Below are 13,207 nucleotides of genomic sequence, written 5' to 3' on the forward strand. Positions count from 1 at the left end.
TTCAACGTCGTCAATGACATCGATTATATGCTGAAACGATAATAAGTCCAAGCTCCTAAATCTGGCGCATCAAAATCTCTAAATGGACGGATACCAGATTTTCCATCATGTGTTACATTGTGTATGAGTAGCCGTCTCAAACAATGGGCACGAATTAAGTCCATTAGAAGGAAAAACTCCATTGACTCAACAGCTTGACAGCCTTAGGACACAACACTAGAATCGAGACTCAGTTAAGCATCTAAGAGAGCGGGAATAGCTCAGTGGTAGAGCATCGCCTTGCCAAGGCGAGGGTCGGGGGTTCAAATCCCCTTTCCCGCTCCAAATTCCACAAACAGTCTCAAATATTTGAAGCCCCGACCGGGGATTGCAAAAAGTAGGCTTGCCCCTGCTGCGGGAGTCGGTGAGGCCTTCTTAGCCGAGCGGACGACGGAGGGCGATTCAAATCCCCTTTCGGCTCAAATATTTCAATACCGGTTCACGACCTACCAATCCTTCTAGCAACTATTGAACAAATATTATATGTTACGATGAATTCCCGGGAGGGGATCCGAAAGGGGTTTACCTCTTTAATATGCGTCAACGAAGAGATTGATTTCTTCCGTAGAAGTCGGATGGTTAAAAATAAATCTTCCTTATTTTCTCTGTCGCCGGTGTCGGTATGACTTGGCTAGAGTTTGTGAATGATAAGCGGGATGCCGGTCAACCCTAAATGGAAATCGGTTGACCAACAATTTTGTATTCCTAAATTAGACATCAAGTGAAGACCAGCTGCGTCGACTAGTGTAAGGTCTTGATCGGAAAACTTTCTCAGGATGTCCGTCGAAGCTTTTTGCTCTCTTGGACCAATTCCGACCAGCTTCAAGGGACGCATGGATTCAATCATAGCGAGAAACTGAAGAGCCCTAGTGCGGTCATACCTCCTCAAAAACCACGCGTGGCCTTCAGCAACAACCAAAGGAGTCGTGATAAGTTTTGGCGGATCGGCAAAGAGTCGACAAAAAAGAAGATGGTACGTATCCGAACGATCGAGAAAGGCAATCAAGGCTGATGTGTCAACATAGGCCTCAGGGTTTGTGCCCATAGACGATCTCATCGATATGCTGACTTGCTTGTGAATCGCCAGACTCAATGAGTCCAGCATAGCGCATCCAGGGTTTGTCGCCATCAACCGGAAGCATCGTGCGGAGCGACCGTCGTAGTAATTCAGCAAGGGAGATTCCCAGACGCCTCGCCTCTTGCCTCGCGGTCTGATACTCCTCCTTCGTGAGGCTGATTTGTGTTCGAATCATCATGATAACATTCTATGACAAAATGTTATCATAGGCAAGATCGTAAAGTCAGAAAACAAAAAACTTCCATACTGCGACCCTTATTCATATTTCCAATTGATGAGACTGGATAAATAGAGTAGCTCGACGCGCCCTTAAAAAATGAGAATGTCCCCATTTACTAACGTTCGGCTATTGCAGTCTCGAGGCGTTTTAACGACAGGCTTCTGCCTCTTAATGGCGTGTCCGTGGGTTGAGGGCCCCCTCAGAATGTTACATTTTTTCTGCCAAACGTAACTGAGCGGGTGGCATAATCACAGTGGGTTGGTCAACTATTTACAGGTTGAACCTTTTTCTGCGCCGCGTTGCCACACCTCGAGATCACGCTGGCAGCCCTCGTTGCACTGGCCGGGATGCTGCAGCTCCTCGCGGGCGCGAGCAAACGTCATCGTATGATCAACAGCCTCCTGCGGGCTCACCCACCTCGAGGCATCACAGGCGATCAGCTTCCCGGCTTTAAAGTGGCCGAGCTGGTCGAGTGTCTCTGAAGAAGCACACCCGCTCACGAAAATACTGGCCACAAACAGCGTCCACATGATGTTCTTCATGGTCTCTGCTCCTATGTTTTATCCCAAACCGCGTAGGATGGTCCTGCATTTCATGGTTGCTCCGGCGCTCTCGTAAACCTGCGCCGCCTCCTCGGTTTGGGTACCGTCCCTCCCCCGTCCTAGTAGCGGAGGGTCGAAGTACCCGATTGAGCGTTAGAGACAAGCTGGGTCGGATCGCGCGGTTGAGCCGGATTATCAGCGTATCCAACCGCCGCACGGTCGGATTCTGCTCTACTAGCTTCGACACGGACACTGCCCGTATGGTCAAAAAACTCGAATTCGTTGTTTCTCTAGGATTACCCTCAACGCCTTAGGACCGCTCAATCTTTCTGTTCTTTTAATTCGACCTAATTGAGCCACAATCCTTCAATAATTTCAAGTATCTCATTTTTGATATATTGGGGATATTGTTGCGTAATTCACAAACGTCGGCTGTGTCTCCGGCAATTAGAGGGATTAGATTAAGGAAAAGGAGACATTCTACTTTTTCAATGTATCCTGAAAGCTGGTCTTTCCTCGTAATGAAATTTCTAGTAGCCCTGAGACCATCTTTGTAGACGATTGTTTAGGACCCCGAAAGAGTCAGTTGGCGCAGCGTGTCAATAAAAATTGAATGTCCCCCTTTTCCAGGTCATGAAGAGCGACATTATCAAACAAGCAGATTAATCCATTTTAGGAGTAGTAGATTATCGAGAGGGTATGATCGCAAGAATTCTGACAGGGCCTCCGGTTCCATGTTTGATTTTCATAGGCAGGGCATAGACCGTGGCTCCTCGTGGCGGAATGTCCTGAAGAGAGGCGACGTTTTCAAGAGCATAACGGTTCGCTTCGCTCAGGACACGATGGGCAGCAAAATCCCGTGATTGCCCGGCATCAATACTCGCCGTATCAATACCCACGCCTCGGATGTGTCGTTGATGAACTAAGAATTTGATCGCCTCACCCGAGAAGCCAGGAAAATGAAGAGTCGTTGGATCGTCCGGAGTTGGACTACCCAGATAACGAATGGTCTCCGGCCAAAACTTCCCCCATCCTGTTCGAAGAAGGACTAACGTCTTGGCCTCAATTCGACCAAACTGCTCTTCCCACTCCTGAATGTCTGCAATGGTCAGTGTGTAGTCTGGATTGTTTATACATTGCTCTTCGATATCAATCACGATAGCCTGACCGAAGAGTCGGGTTATGGGAATCGCATCCACGCTCATTCCCGAGGAAGCAAAATGATTAGGAGCATCTATGTGCGTCCCACCATGCTCTGAAGCCGAAAATTGGCCGGAGGCATACCATTTTCCTTGTGCGTTCAACCCATGTGCAGTGTCTTCTCGCTGGAATGAAGCATTGTTAGGCCAATAGACCGTGTGCTCATCGAAGGCATAGGTCAAGTCCACGATCTTCGTCGCTTGAGAGGCGCAGGAAGCACAGAGCAGCATCGAGATAGCAATTAAAATAGGAGTCTGAGGTAACATGACGGTTATTTCATAGAAACCCGAGCCAAATGGCAACCTGGTTAAGAAATTTCTGATCCGAAATAGGGGTCAAATCGCTTGCTTCATGATATTTCCTCGGCTACCCTCCCTCTATGCCCCGCCCCCAACGCATTGCCTACAATCATGCCGTGTATCATGTGATGAATCGGGGCCGAGCCCGACACACCGTGTTTCATGATGCGCAGTACTATCAAGCCTTTCTCGACACGTTGACTGAGGTGCATATACGCTTCCATGGCGTGATTCATGCCTATTGCCTTATGGGCAATCATTATCATGTCTTGCTGGAAACTCCCAAAGCCAATCTTAGCCGCATCATGCGGCATCTTAACGGGGTTTACACCCAACGGCACAACCGACTCAAACGCACGGATGGCCCGTTGTTTCGAGGACGGTATAAAGCCATTTTGGTGGAACAAGACGCCTATTTACTCCAAGTGTCCCGCTATATCCATCGAAACCCGCTTGACTGCAAACGGCCATTGGTCACAAATCTGAGTAATTTCCAATGGTCCAGCTTCCAGGCCTACATCGGTCAAGCCAAGGCCCCCTCCTGGCTCTGTCGGGATACGATATATGACCTCCTTGACTCCAAACAGCGGGCTCAAGCCTATCTCCGCTATGTCCTGGAGGGGGTTGATGAAGAAACCGTCCACTTTTACCATCGAAATAATCGGGCAGCCATTATGGGAGATCAGCCTTTTAAGGCCTGGGTTTATGACGAATTATTGCCGAATCTTGAAGCAGAAGAGAAAGGGCAGGTCATCTTGCCAAGTCTGACCATGGACGCTATTGTCACGGGCGTGGCTCACGCGTATCGAACCACGCCAGAGCAACTCACCACAGTCGTCAAAGGCCCACAAAAAGGTAATGAAGCTAGGAAACTTGCGATGTACCTGTGTCAGGAGCTGGCAGATTTCCAACTCAAGAATATTGCGGAGTATTTCCAGCTACGCCATATCGGCTCAGTGAGTTTTATCACTCACCAGGTCCGAACGAAGAAACGAGCTGAAAAAGAATTCGCCATTCGCTTAAACAAGGTGATCAAACATATTATGAAGCAAGTGTCTTGACCCCTTTTGATTGCGGAGTATTTCCAGCTACGTCATATTGGCTCAGTAAGTTTTATCACTCACCAAGTCCGAACGAAGAAACGAGCTGAAAAAGAATTCGCCGTTCGCTTAAACAAGGTGATCAAACATATTGTGAAGCAAGTGCCTTGACCCCTTTTACTATGCGAAAAGCAAACAGCCTCCAGTCCTGGGAAGTGATGCGTTTAAACATTCCCTCAAACTACGATCTAAAGATATTGATGTGCCAGATCTGCGAGAGGCACGGGTCAAGCCAACGGTTAAACGAATAGTCGAGGTGGTCTGTCAGCGTCTGCATGTAAAACCGAAGAGCGTGTGGACATTGAAAAGGGGGCGAACGTCAAGCAACCCGGCCCGGGGACTCGCGATATATTTGTGTCAACAAGAGGCAGACATGAGATTAAAAGAGATTGCCCAGCGATTTGGGTTGAAGCATTATGCCAGCGCGAGCAGTAGTATTCGTCAATTTAAAGCACACTTGGCCAAGGAACAGCGGTTACAAAATCCCTTAAAATTAATAAAGCTAGACTTGACTCTTACCCAACACCATTGGATATTAAAGAGCTATGGCTGCAAGAAAAACTGATGTCTGGAACCATATTCTATTGCTTGCTGCTTTTAAAAATGGACACTTTGATCCTTGCGGGTCAGCATTTTTAGTAGGACGTAATATTGCGATGACCGCTACACACATTCTTGAACAGCCTTTTGACCAAAGATTCCACGACGTAAAACTTGATCAAAATTCCGATTTTGGAGTGATCGCTATCCAGATTGTGAATCGTAGTCGCGAGCCTCTCATTTGGAGAGTAAAATCTATGCATAGTTGCCCTTCACTTTCGGAGATTCATAATCGATCGGTTGATGTTGCCTTCCTTGAATTGGAATCTGACGTGCCCAGAGAGGAAGTCAATGAAGATTTTCGAAAATGGTTCTTTGAACTGAATGTAGCGACTCCAAAAATTGGAAAAGGGGACATTCTCCTTTTTCTGACGTATGGTCATCCTCAACCATTGTCTAGTCTTCTCCAATCGAGGACAAGTAACAGTAGAGTTTTCTGGCAGAATATACCAGGAGGCTCACATGAAACGAACTCTATTTAGCGAATCCAAATCGTCACGATCTAGAAACAAGCGCATGTCGGCATCAAGGTCAAAGAACTGAGTCGAGGAGATGGAAGAGGAGGTCAAGCTGCTTGCTTCATACACTTCCCCAGCTAAACTCTGAATTCCGCGCATGAATAAACGACTCACAACCATTTTTCTATCATTTTTTCAACACATGACTGACTCTAAATATGTATGACCCTGCCAAAGAAGGCACTGATGACGAAACTCCAAAACCCACGAGAAAGGGATTAGGCGAGGAGGGAAACAGCGATGATGATTTATCCCGTCTGGCGTATAACCACAAATTACACGCCAATCCGTATACTTATTATTTATTCGGAATATCGCATACACATAGGAAAGAAGCGATCGTGTCCGAAACCCCATACAGATTTGGCAGACCGGGGAAGCGGCTGTATTGACAAGGAAGCTCATTCGCAAAAGGCTGGAGGAAATAACGGACAGGGGACCACAGGCATTGAAATACAACCCGATATTGACAGCGCTCGCGTCTTGAGCGGAGAATAATTTAGCTTTGCTCCTAAACATACAACTGTTAATAGCCAGGTTCTTCTTATGAGATACCATTCTAGGCTCACAAAACTTCTCATCTTTATGATTCCACTATTCAGTTGGGGAGTGTTGTTAGAGTCTGCAACTGCTGTTGGAAAATCTGTAAAGGGTGGAATCATTTCATCCCAAACTGGCCGGAATAATTCTCAAGCTCGCCCATCACATTCGACTACCAAAGGCATTGCACCTCAACCAAGGGCACCCAGGGTTCTTCATAAGGCGTTGAAGATTCCTCGGGAAAAACCAACTTTTAAAAAGCGGAACTTCAATTTTTTGCAACCTCCACTTCTTTTTCCTGATAATTTCTCTCCCAACACACCTGAGTACTCTGATGCTACAACCTCTCACTTGCCTGAAGACAGCCAGACCCATAACGCGTTAATCGAAGAAAATCCCAGCCCTTCTGAATCATCACACCCTCTTGTCATTGAACTCCGGTGTGGCAAGTACGTTCGTATCCCCTGGCCAGAATCGAGCCTCTTGTCTAACTACGAGGAAGGCCAAGAGGAACAATGTTCTGATTCCAAATAATACTTCTCGCCATACATCGAATGAAACAATTCGATGAAGTATAGAGCGGTGCCCTTCCCAACAAGTCGTTCTACACGCGACCTTATGATCAAAGTATAAATTCATCGTCTCACGTGACATTGTTACTCCACGTAAAAACGCCCTCTCGTTTAGAGAGGGCGTTTATAGCCGTTTCAGTTATACCGATTCGCTCGAATACCAAATTGCTAAATTTTGATATTCACTACGTCATAAGATCAATTGCTGTTGCTGTGAGAAATTCCATGCGGCTATAACCTTCCAATGTTTGAAGTGAATAATCGCGTGGAGTTAGTTGATATGCCTCAGCTGGAACTCATTGAGATTCGCTATAATATTTAAGGCCTCTCAGTCGCTAGACAAGAGCCGCTTGCGATCAAGTTCATGAAAAATGGTTAAGGCCGCCTGTTCTGGTGTGTCCTTGGAACCATCGATGATTACTTCAGCATGTTCCGGACGTTCATAGGGCGAATCAATACCTGTAAAGTTTTTCACTTCACCGGCTCTGGCTTTTTTATACAGTCCCTTTACATCACGCTGTTCACACACTTCCAACGGGGTATCGATAAACACTTCAAGAAACTCTTCATTTTCTACCATGAAGCGAGCCATTTGTCGTTCACTTCGAAATGGTGAGATGAACGAGACCAGTACAATCAAGCCAGCATCAACCATTAGCTTGGCTGTCTCCGCCACGCGGCGAATATTCTCGACGCGATCGGCGTCAGTAAAACCTAAATCCCGGTTGAGCCCGTGCCGAACATTATCGCCATCCAACAAATAGGTATGATGCCCCAGTGAGTGCAGTTTCTTTTCCACAAGATTGGCAATCGAGGATTTCCCCGCCCCTGATAAGCCGGTAAACCATAAGATAAATGGTTTTTGCCCTTTTGAATTCGCCCGGGCGGCTTTATGAATATCGACGGATTGCCAATGAATGTTATGAGCTCGTCGTAGGGTAAAATCGATCATCCCAGCGGCAATCGTGCCATTGGTGTAACGATCAATCAGGATAAAGGAGCCAGTATCGCGATTGTCCTGATAGGCATCGAAGGACACAGGATGGTCCAGCGAGAAATTGCAGACGCCGACCTCGTTGAGTTCTAACGTTTTCGTAGCAAGATGTTCGAGCGTATTGATATTGACTTTATATTTGAGTGCACTGACTTGTGCCGTTCTCGTCTGAAACCCAATCTTCATCAGGTAATGACGACCAGGCAAGAGCGGCTCCTCATGCATCCAAATGAGCTTGGCTTCAAACTGATCGGCAAATTCTGGTCGTGCGCGAGGATCACTCAGCACTTCCCCCCGACTGACATCAATTTCATCAGTTAACGTGACCGTAACTGCTTGACCAGCCACCCCGCGTTCGAGGTCTCCGTCAAACGTCACAATTCGTTCGACGGTACTGGTTTTTCCAGACGAGGGCACCACAACAGAATCGCCAGGTGAAACGGTTCCACTGACAATCGTGCCCGAGAAACCGCGAAAATCCAGATGGGGCCGATTCACCCACTGAACAGGCAGTCGGAACGGTTTGGCCGTCACATCTTGATTGATCGTGACCGTCTCCAAATAATTCATGATCGTTGGCCCCTGGTACCACGACATGGCGTCACTTGGATGGAGAAGGTTGTCACCCTTTAAGGCTGAAATCGGAATGGCTACGACGTTCTCGAACCCTAATGAGACACGAAAGGACGCATACTCGAATTGAATCGAGTCAAATTGTTCTTCTGAATAGTCCACCAAATCCATTTTATTAACTGCAAGAACGATATGTTTGACTCCCAATAACGAAAGGATATAGCTATGCCGCTTGGTCTGAGTCAGAACGCCCTTGCGGGCATCGATCATCAGCACCGCGACATCAACCGTGGAAGCCCCAGTGGCCATATTCCGTGTGTACTGTTCATGCCCAGGCGTATCAGCAACAATAAATTTTCGCTTGTCAGTTGAGAAAAACCGATAGGCGACATCAATTGTGATTCCCTGTTCGCGTTCGGCTTGCAATCCGTCAACAAGCAACGCGTAATCGATGTCACCATGCTGTGTCCCTACGCGCTTGCTTTCAGATTCCAGAGAGGACAACTGATCATCAAAGACAAGCTTCGAATCCCATAATAATCGGCCGATAAATGTGCTTTTTCCATCATCCACACTTCCGCAAGTCATGAATCGCAACAATCCCAGCTCTGTTTTTGTTGTACAAGAGGATTCAGGCAGATGACTGATTTCGTGTGAATCGTTGGTCATTAGAAATACCCCTCTTGTTTTTTCTTTTCCATGGAGCCAATGGCATCACGATCAATCAGTCGTCCTTGACGCTCAGAGGTCCGGGAACATGCCATTTCGTTGATAATCTCTGGTAAATTGCTAGCCGTGGATTCAATGGCTCCCGTAAGGGGATAACACCCAAGCGTGCGAAATCGGACGGACCGCAAAACCGGTTTTTCATCAGGAAGGAGAGGAAGCCGATGATCATCGACCATCAACAGCATGCCATCCCGTTCAACTACGGGCCGTTCCTTGGCAAAATAGAGAGGTACGACAGGGATGTCTTCCTGATAGATATATTGCCACACATCCAGCTCCGTCCAATTTGATAACGGAAACGCTCGAAGGCTTTCTCCCCTGCGGATTCGAGCATTAAAAATATTCCACAATTCTGGACGTTGATTCTTCGGATCCCAGCGATGCGTCGAAGTCCGAAATGACAACTTGCGTTCTTTAGCGCGTGAGGCTTCTTCATCTCGTCGAGCCCCGCCAAATGCCGCATCATAGCGATACTTTTCCAGCGCCTGCTTTAACGCCTCGGTTTTCATGACATCCGTATACACCGACCCGTGGGTCAAAGGGCTAAAGCCTTGCTCAAGACCTCTCTGATTGGTATGGACGATTAAGTCGAGCGCATAGTCTTCTGCAATCTTATCTCTGAATTGGATCATTTCAGAAAATTTCCAAGTCGTATCGATATGGAGAAGAGGAAATGGTAATTTCGAGGGATAAAAGGCCTTTCGGGCGAGATGTAGTAAGACTGACGAGTCCTTGCCTATCGAATAGAGCATCACTGGATTTTCACATTCAGCGAAGACTTCACGAAATATGTAAATACTTTCAGCTTCTAACTGCTGCAAATGGGAAGACCTCGAAACGTTCATTGGAGAACTCTGAAGCTCTCGTACAGAGAATGACATGATGACCTCACGGATGAATGGGAAAATACCGTTTAGTTAAGAAAGAGGTGGTTAGTTAAGGACAAGCTGTCGTGCTTGGACTGACAGAGTTGGCTTATGAAACAGATTACACCTTAATCCCTACTATTTGACTATATCAACTGTTTCCACAACCCTACACTCAGAGTGGAAACATAAAGAAAACAAAAATTTGTCACTTCAATGCGATCATGGCCACAACGAGACAGCTAGCGCCTCACTTATTCTTTTACGATACCACCGACATCTTTAGAAGCAAATCTTAATGTAACAAAAAGTCTCAAAGCCGAAAAAATTTCATACTATCAATCATTTACGATAACCCTCAGCAGCGCAGTTCATAGTTGAATGCATCTTTCTTAGCTTGATGACTGGCTCGGAGGCAGAGGATAGTCTATACGTATATACCGCAAATCCCTCTTTTTATACTCTTCCATGTCCTCATGGGTTGTTACGGCTGCTGTCCCCATATGCTCTATCCACTGCTTATTCCCGGCTCCTTTTATCCGTATGAGATAAAGGCCTGAATTAACGTCGCTCGCATTACGGTAATCCAAAACCCAATAGCAGCCTTCTTCCGTCGGAAATTCTGCGGTCCACTCACTGCTCTTCTGAGAATTGGCTGCACCTGTGCGATATGCCTCATTCATCTGTTCACAGAATGACTCGGCATCAGCCGTACAATCAAATGTATGAATGCGATGGGCCTCACCATTGAGAACATACGACCGACCAGTTCCAAGCGGAGTCTCGATTTTGTAGGGACCATTCACGATTGATATACCTCTTTCACTGGTTTTTCACTCTCGCCCAAACTCATTGCGTTGCCGCAATTGATCACATGGTAGCAGAGGGACCAAACAGAAGCGCAAGGCATAGCCAGATTGTCACGCAATGCATGGAGAGGCCTATAGAAAAAGAAGATTGTCCCCCTTAAACTAAACAATCATGCGTGGGGTAACTCAATTACATTGGGTCCTCGGTTTCGGCGTATTAACTCTTCTTGTCTCATGTTCGGAGAAAGGGCTGTCCGATATGACCCCAGAGCAACTGTTAGCCTCCATTCAAACGCACACCGCCCCAGTAGTCGTGGATGTCCGCTCCCAAAATGAATACGATTCCGGGCATGTGCCCGGCGCTGTGCATTTGCCTTTTTACGCCATTTGGAGCCGTCACGAGAAGACAAAGGCCACACCAGAAGACCCGATTGTCTTGTATTGCGAGCATGGCCCGAGAGCGTGGATCGGGAAATTCGCTTTCTGGACGATGGGGTATAAAAGTATTGTTTACTTGGACGGTCACATGTCAGGCTGGAAACAGCGAGGCCTCCCCATGTCCAACCGCGTCGAATAGCCGGATGAGTACATGACGCCTACCCGACTTGACAAGTTAAACAATCCGCAGCTTACGCAGACGGTCAGCCATACCGACTTTGATGGCTCTGTGAATCACCTCGGGAAAATCCGACGGTAGGACGCGCTCGATGGCATCCAATACCTGCCCGGCTGTATCAACCAACTCCTCGATAGCTTCACGAGTGAATCTTTTCGGCAGCCCTGCTTCTTCCACGACCTGAATAAAATGCCGTCCGAGAATGTCGCCGAATAATTTTACAATATACCAATTAACGTATAAACATAGTTTATACGCTAAAAGATATATTTAGATTCTATCCTGATTGGCTGAGGGGGCCGATTTTTAGGCCGAGCAGTCTGGTAGACATAGGGGGCAGGTTGCATGCTTTATAAGATCAATACCACGATCTTGACCACAGTCGTGAAAGGACCGAAGAAAGGATTGCTCGCTCGCAACGTGGCGATCTATCTCTGTCAGCAGCTCGGGAGCTATCGCTTGGCAGACAGCAGGGAAACATTGGGCTTGTCGAATGTGGGGTCTGTCAGTTTTATCACGACCCAGATACGGAAGCGCATCAGCGAATCCTCAGACTTCGCAAAGACGATTCAGCAGATTCAGCGCTATGTTATAAAGAAAGCAACATGACCCCATTTCAACGGGTGTTGGCCATCGACCTAACCACATGTCCCCAGTGCGGCGGCCCCTTGCCCCTCATCACGGCGATCGAAGAGCCGGCGGTGATTGCCAAGATTCTCGCGCCACCTGGGCTTGCCCACGCATGGCCCACCACGACGAGTTGTTCCAGACGGCTTAATCCCTACGGGGTTAAATGGCTTTATCTCCCAGGATTCCGGTTCAGAGCCGGAGGCCACACTCCCCTTTGCCCCGGTCACCCGCTCCCACACACCATGGCGCGTCATGCTGGGCCGGGTCCATGGGACCAGCCCTGTCAAACCCTCCTGGCAGGGTGATTCCCCGCATGTCAGCGAGCAGGTGTCCACAGATTGGCCCCGCACGGGGGTCTTTGGTACTTTCCTGTTTGACCAAAAAGGCCATTTAAAATCCCTATTCCCTTGTTTCATAATTAATTTTCTTCAAAAATTCATCAACTGATAAGAAATCTTTTTCAGGAAAAAGTTCAAGGCAAGCATCTTTCATAAAACCCTTCTCATTGGAAACGATCCCATCAACGAAGTTCAAATATACCAAATGCTCAATGTCTTCATAATCGTTTGGCTTAATCTTTGGCTCTGCCGGTGTCGACATTGCATACCATGCCTGATATAGCTGGCCTTCAATAAACTTGTTGAAATAGGGACATCTTTGTCTTTTATTATTCCAATATTCAATTAAGGTTTCCTTGGTCATCTGTGAATTAATACTGTTTTTGATTTTATCTATTGCCGTTTTTTCAAAGTTGGCATCTTTAAAGTCTGAAAATTTAGAACCTTCTCGCCTTGTAGAAGGATTTTTTCGTAGATACTCAGTAGTTTCTTCACGCATTTCTCTATAAAGAATAAGATTCTGTTGTTTTTGCCTTGACCTCCTATCCCTTTCGCACTGTACTGCTGATTTTGCTACCTGATCTAGTTCGCCTCCCTGAAGAACCAACGTTAAATTTTTCCATATTTGTAAATGAGGAATAAAAAGATACTCGCTTGGAAGCTTACCTTCCAATTCCAAAGTATAAATACCCCCAGGGCCATTAAGATCGTTAAAGAATCTTTGCCACCTAAGAGACAAAAGGAATTCAAAAGATTTTCTAGCGGTCTCTGGAATAGCCCCTTTTAATAGAAAGTTCGAACGCTCATTCAATAGCACTGGTGTAAAATAAAAGGCAAACCTGCCAGAATGACCAAGTCCGACATCTTTTAATTGTTGAACTGAATCATCTCGTAGAACATTTGTGTCCAGAATAAATTTATAACTCATTTTTATATCATCAATA

At 46.7% G+C, this 13,207-nt stretch carries 14 protein-coding genes and 1 tRNA gene; 6 read left to right on the forward strand and 9 right to left on the reverse strand.

What is annotated here, in order from left to right; all coding sequences use genetic code 11:
- Window positions 1-249: 249 nt before the first annotated feature.
- Window positions 250-324: transfer RNA gene (locus ACWQXP_RS14070), tRNA-Gly, on the forward strand.
- 346 nt (window positions 325-670) lie between these two features.
- Here ACWQXP_RS14070 and ACWQXP_RS14075 read toward each other — a convergent pair.
- The 4 genes from ACWQXP_RS14075 to ACWQXP_RS14090 all read right to left on the reverse strand — a co-directional run bounded on the left by ACWQXP_RS14075 (window position 671) and on the right by ACWQXP_RS14090 (window position 3,345).
- Entirely contained in the window at window positions 671-1,084 is a 414-nt protein-coding gene (locus ACWQXP_RS14075) for a type II toxin-antitoxin system VapC family toxin (RefSeq protein ID WP_454063517.1), read from the reverse strand.
- A complete protein-coding gene (locus tag ACWQXP_RS14080; RefSeq protein ID WP_454063518.1) occupies window positions 1,068-1,295 on the reverse strand; it encodes a CopG family transcriptional regulator in 228 nt (75 codons plus the stop codon). Before ACWQXP_RS14080 ends, ACWQXP_RS14075 begins: the two co-directional genes overlap by 17 nt.
- 308 nt (window positions 1,296-1,603) lie before the next feature.
- Window positions 1,604-1,879 carry a hypothetical protein gene (locus ACWQXP_RS14085; RefSeq protein WP_454063519.1) on the reverse strand — a complete coding sequence of 92 codons (276 nt, stop codon included), beginning with the start codon at window positions 1,877-1,879 and terminating at the stop codon, window positions 1,604-1,606.
- A 686-nt stretch (window positions 1,880-2,565) separates the two neighbouring features.
- The gene (locus ACWQXP_RS14090) at window positions 2,566-3,345 is read right to left on the reverse strand and encodes a cyclase family protein (RefSeq protein WP_454063520.1); all 780 of its coding nucleotides are present in this window, start codon (window positions 3,343-3,345) and stop codon (window positions 2,566-2,568) included.
- Between the two features lie 113 nt (window positions 3,346-3,458).
- On the opposite strand from ACWQXP_RS14090, the gene ACWQXP_RS14095 reads away from it, so the two are divergent.
- From ACWQXP_RS14095 to ACWQXP_RS14105, 3 genes are all read left to right on the forward strand, one after another.
- Window positions 3,459-4,439, forward strand: a complete 981-nt coding sequence (locus ACWQXP_RS14095) for a transposase (RefSeq protein ID WP_454063521.1) — start codon at window positions 3,459-3,461, stop codon at window positions 4,437-4,439.
- A 241-nt stretch (window positions 4,440-4,680) separates the two neighbouring features.
- Entirely contained in the window at window positions 4,681-5,043 is a 363-nt protein-coding gene (locus tag ACWQXP_RS14100) for a helix-turn-helix domain-containing protein (protein ID WP_454063522.1), read from the forward strand.
- A gap of 793 nt (window positions 5,044-5,836) precedes the next feature.
- A complete protein-coding gene (locus tag ACWQXP_RS14105) occupies window positions 5,837-6,094 on the forward strand; it encodes a hypothetical protein (protein ID WP_454063523.1) in 258 nt (85 codons plus the stop codon).
- Between the two features lie 942 nt (window positions 6,095-7,036).
- Here ACWQXP_RS14105 and cysN read toward each other — a convergent pair.
- From cysN to ACWQXP_RS14120, 3 genes are all read right to left on the reverse strand, one after another.
- Entirely contained in the window at window positions 7,037-8,944 is a 1,908-nt protein-coding gene (gene cysN / locus ACWQXP_RS14110) for a sulfate adenylyltransferase subunit CysN (RefSeq protein ID WP_454063524.1), read from the reverse strand.
- Window positions 8,944-9,885 carry a sulfate adenylyltransferase subunit CysD gene (gene cysD / locus ACWQXP_RS14115; protein WP_454063525.1) on the reverse strand — a complete coding sequence of 314 codons (942 nt, stop codon included), beginning with the start codon at window positions 9,883-9,885 and terminating at the stop codon, window positions 8,944-8,946. Before cysD ends, cysN begins: the two co-directional genes overlap by 1 nt.
- A gap of 377 nt (window positions 9,886-10,262) precedes the next feature.
- Window positions 10,263-10,676, reverse strand: a complete 414-nt coding sequence (locus ACWQXP_RS14120; protein WP_454063526.1) for a hypothetical protein — start codon at window positions 10,674-10,676, stop codon at window positions 10,263-10,265.
- Between the two features lie 175 nt (window positions 10,677-10,851).
- On the opposite strand from ACWQXP_RS14120, the gene ACWQXP_RS14125 reads away from it, so the two are divergent.
- Together ACWQXP_RS14125 and ACWQXP_RS14130 are read left to right on the forward strand one after the other, a co-directional pair.
- Window positions 10,852-11,256: a rhodanese-like domain-containing protein gene (locus ACWQXP_RS14125; RefSeq protein ID WP_454063527.1), complete on the forward strand. Its 405-nt coding sequence runs from the start codon at window positions 10,852-10,854 to the stop codon at window positions 11,254-11,256.
- 384 nt (window positions 11,257-11,640) lie between these two features.
- Entirely contained in the window at window positions 11,641-11,904 is a 264-nt protein-coding gene (locus tag ACWQXP_RS14130; protein WP_454063528.1) for a hypothetical protein, read from the forward strand.
- Between the two features lie 29 nt (window positions 11,905-11,933).
- Here ACWQXP_RS14130 and ACWQXP_RS14135 read toward each other — a convergent pair whose 3' ends face one another.
- Window positions 11,934-12,179 carry a hypothetical protein gene (locus ACWQXP_RS14135; protein ID WP_454063529.1) on the reverse strand — a complete coding sequence of 82 codons (246 nt, stop codon included), beginning with the start codon at window positions 12,177-12,179 and terminating at the stop codon, window positions 11,934-11,936.
- Window positions 12,180-12,324: 145 nt separating this feature from the next.
- Entirely contained in the window at window positions 12,325-13,191 is an 867-nt protein-coding gene (locus ACWQXP_RS14140; RefSeq protein ID WP_454063530.1) for a hypothetical protein, read from the reverse strand.
- Window positions 13,192-13,207 lie beyond the last annotated feature (16 nt).

The organism is Candidatus Nitrospira salsa (assembly GCF_965152625.1).

Excerpts from the sequence above, each read along its gene's own strand:
- ACWQXP_RS14075 (WP_454063517.1), bottom strand. The coding sequence starts at position 1,084 with ATGGGCACAAACCCTGAGGCCTATGTTGACACATCAGCCTTGATTGCC.
- ACWQXP_RS14080 (WP_454063518.1), bottom strand. The coding sequence starts at position 1,295 with ATGATGATTCGAACACAAATCAGCCTCACGAAGGAGGAGTATCAGACC.
- ACWQXP_RS14085 (WP_454063519.1), bottom strand. The coding sequence starts at position 1,879 with ATGAAGAACATCATGTGGACGCTGTTTGTGGCCAGTATTTTCGTGAGC.
- ACWQXP_RS14090 (WP_454063520.1), bottom strand. The coding sequence starts at position 3,345 with ATGTTACCTCAGACTCCTATTTTAATTGCTATCTCGATGCTGCTCTGT.
- ACWQXP_RS14095 (WP_454063521.1), top strand. The coding sequence starts at position 3,459 with ATGCCCCGCCCCCAACGCATTGCCTACAATCATGCCGTGTATCATGTG.
- ACWQXP_RS14105 (WP_454063523.1), top strand. The coding sequence starts at position 5,837 with ATGATGATTTATCCCGTCTGGCGTATAACCACAAATTACACGCCAATC.
- cysN (WP_454063524.1), bottom strand. The coding sequence starts at position 8,944 with ATGACCAACGATTCACACGAAATCAGTCATCTGCCTGAATCCTCTTGT.
- cysD (WP_454063525.1), bottom strand. The coding sequence starts at position 9,885 with ATGTCATTCTCTGTACGAGAGCTTCAGAGTTCTCCAATGAACGTTTCG.
- ACWQXP_RS14125 (WP_454063527.1), top strand. The coding sequence starts at position 10,852 with ATGCGTGGGGTAACTCAATTACATTGGGTCCTCGGTTTCGGCGTATTA.
- ACWQXP_RS14130 (WP_454063528.1), top strand. The coding sequence starts at position 11,641 with ATGCTTTATAAGATCAATACCACGATCTTGACCACAGTCGTGAAAGGA.
- ACWQXP_RS14135 (WP_454063529.1), bottom strand. The coding sequence starts at position 12,179 with ATGACGCGCCATGGTGTGTGGGAGCGGGTGACCGGGGCAAAGGGGAGT.
- ACWQXP_RS14140 (WP_454063530.1), bottom strand. The coding sequence starts at position 13,191 with ATGAGTTATAAATTTATTCTGGACACAAATGTTCTACGAGATGATTCA.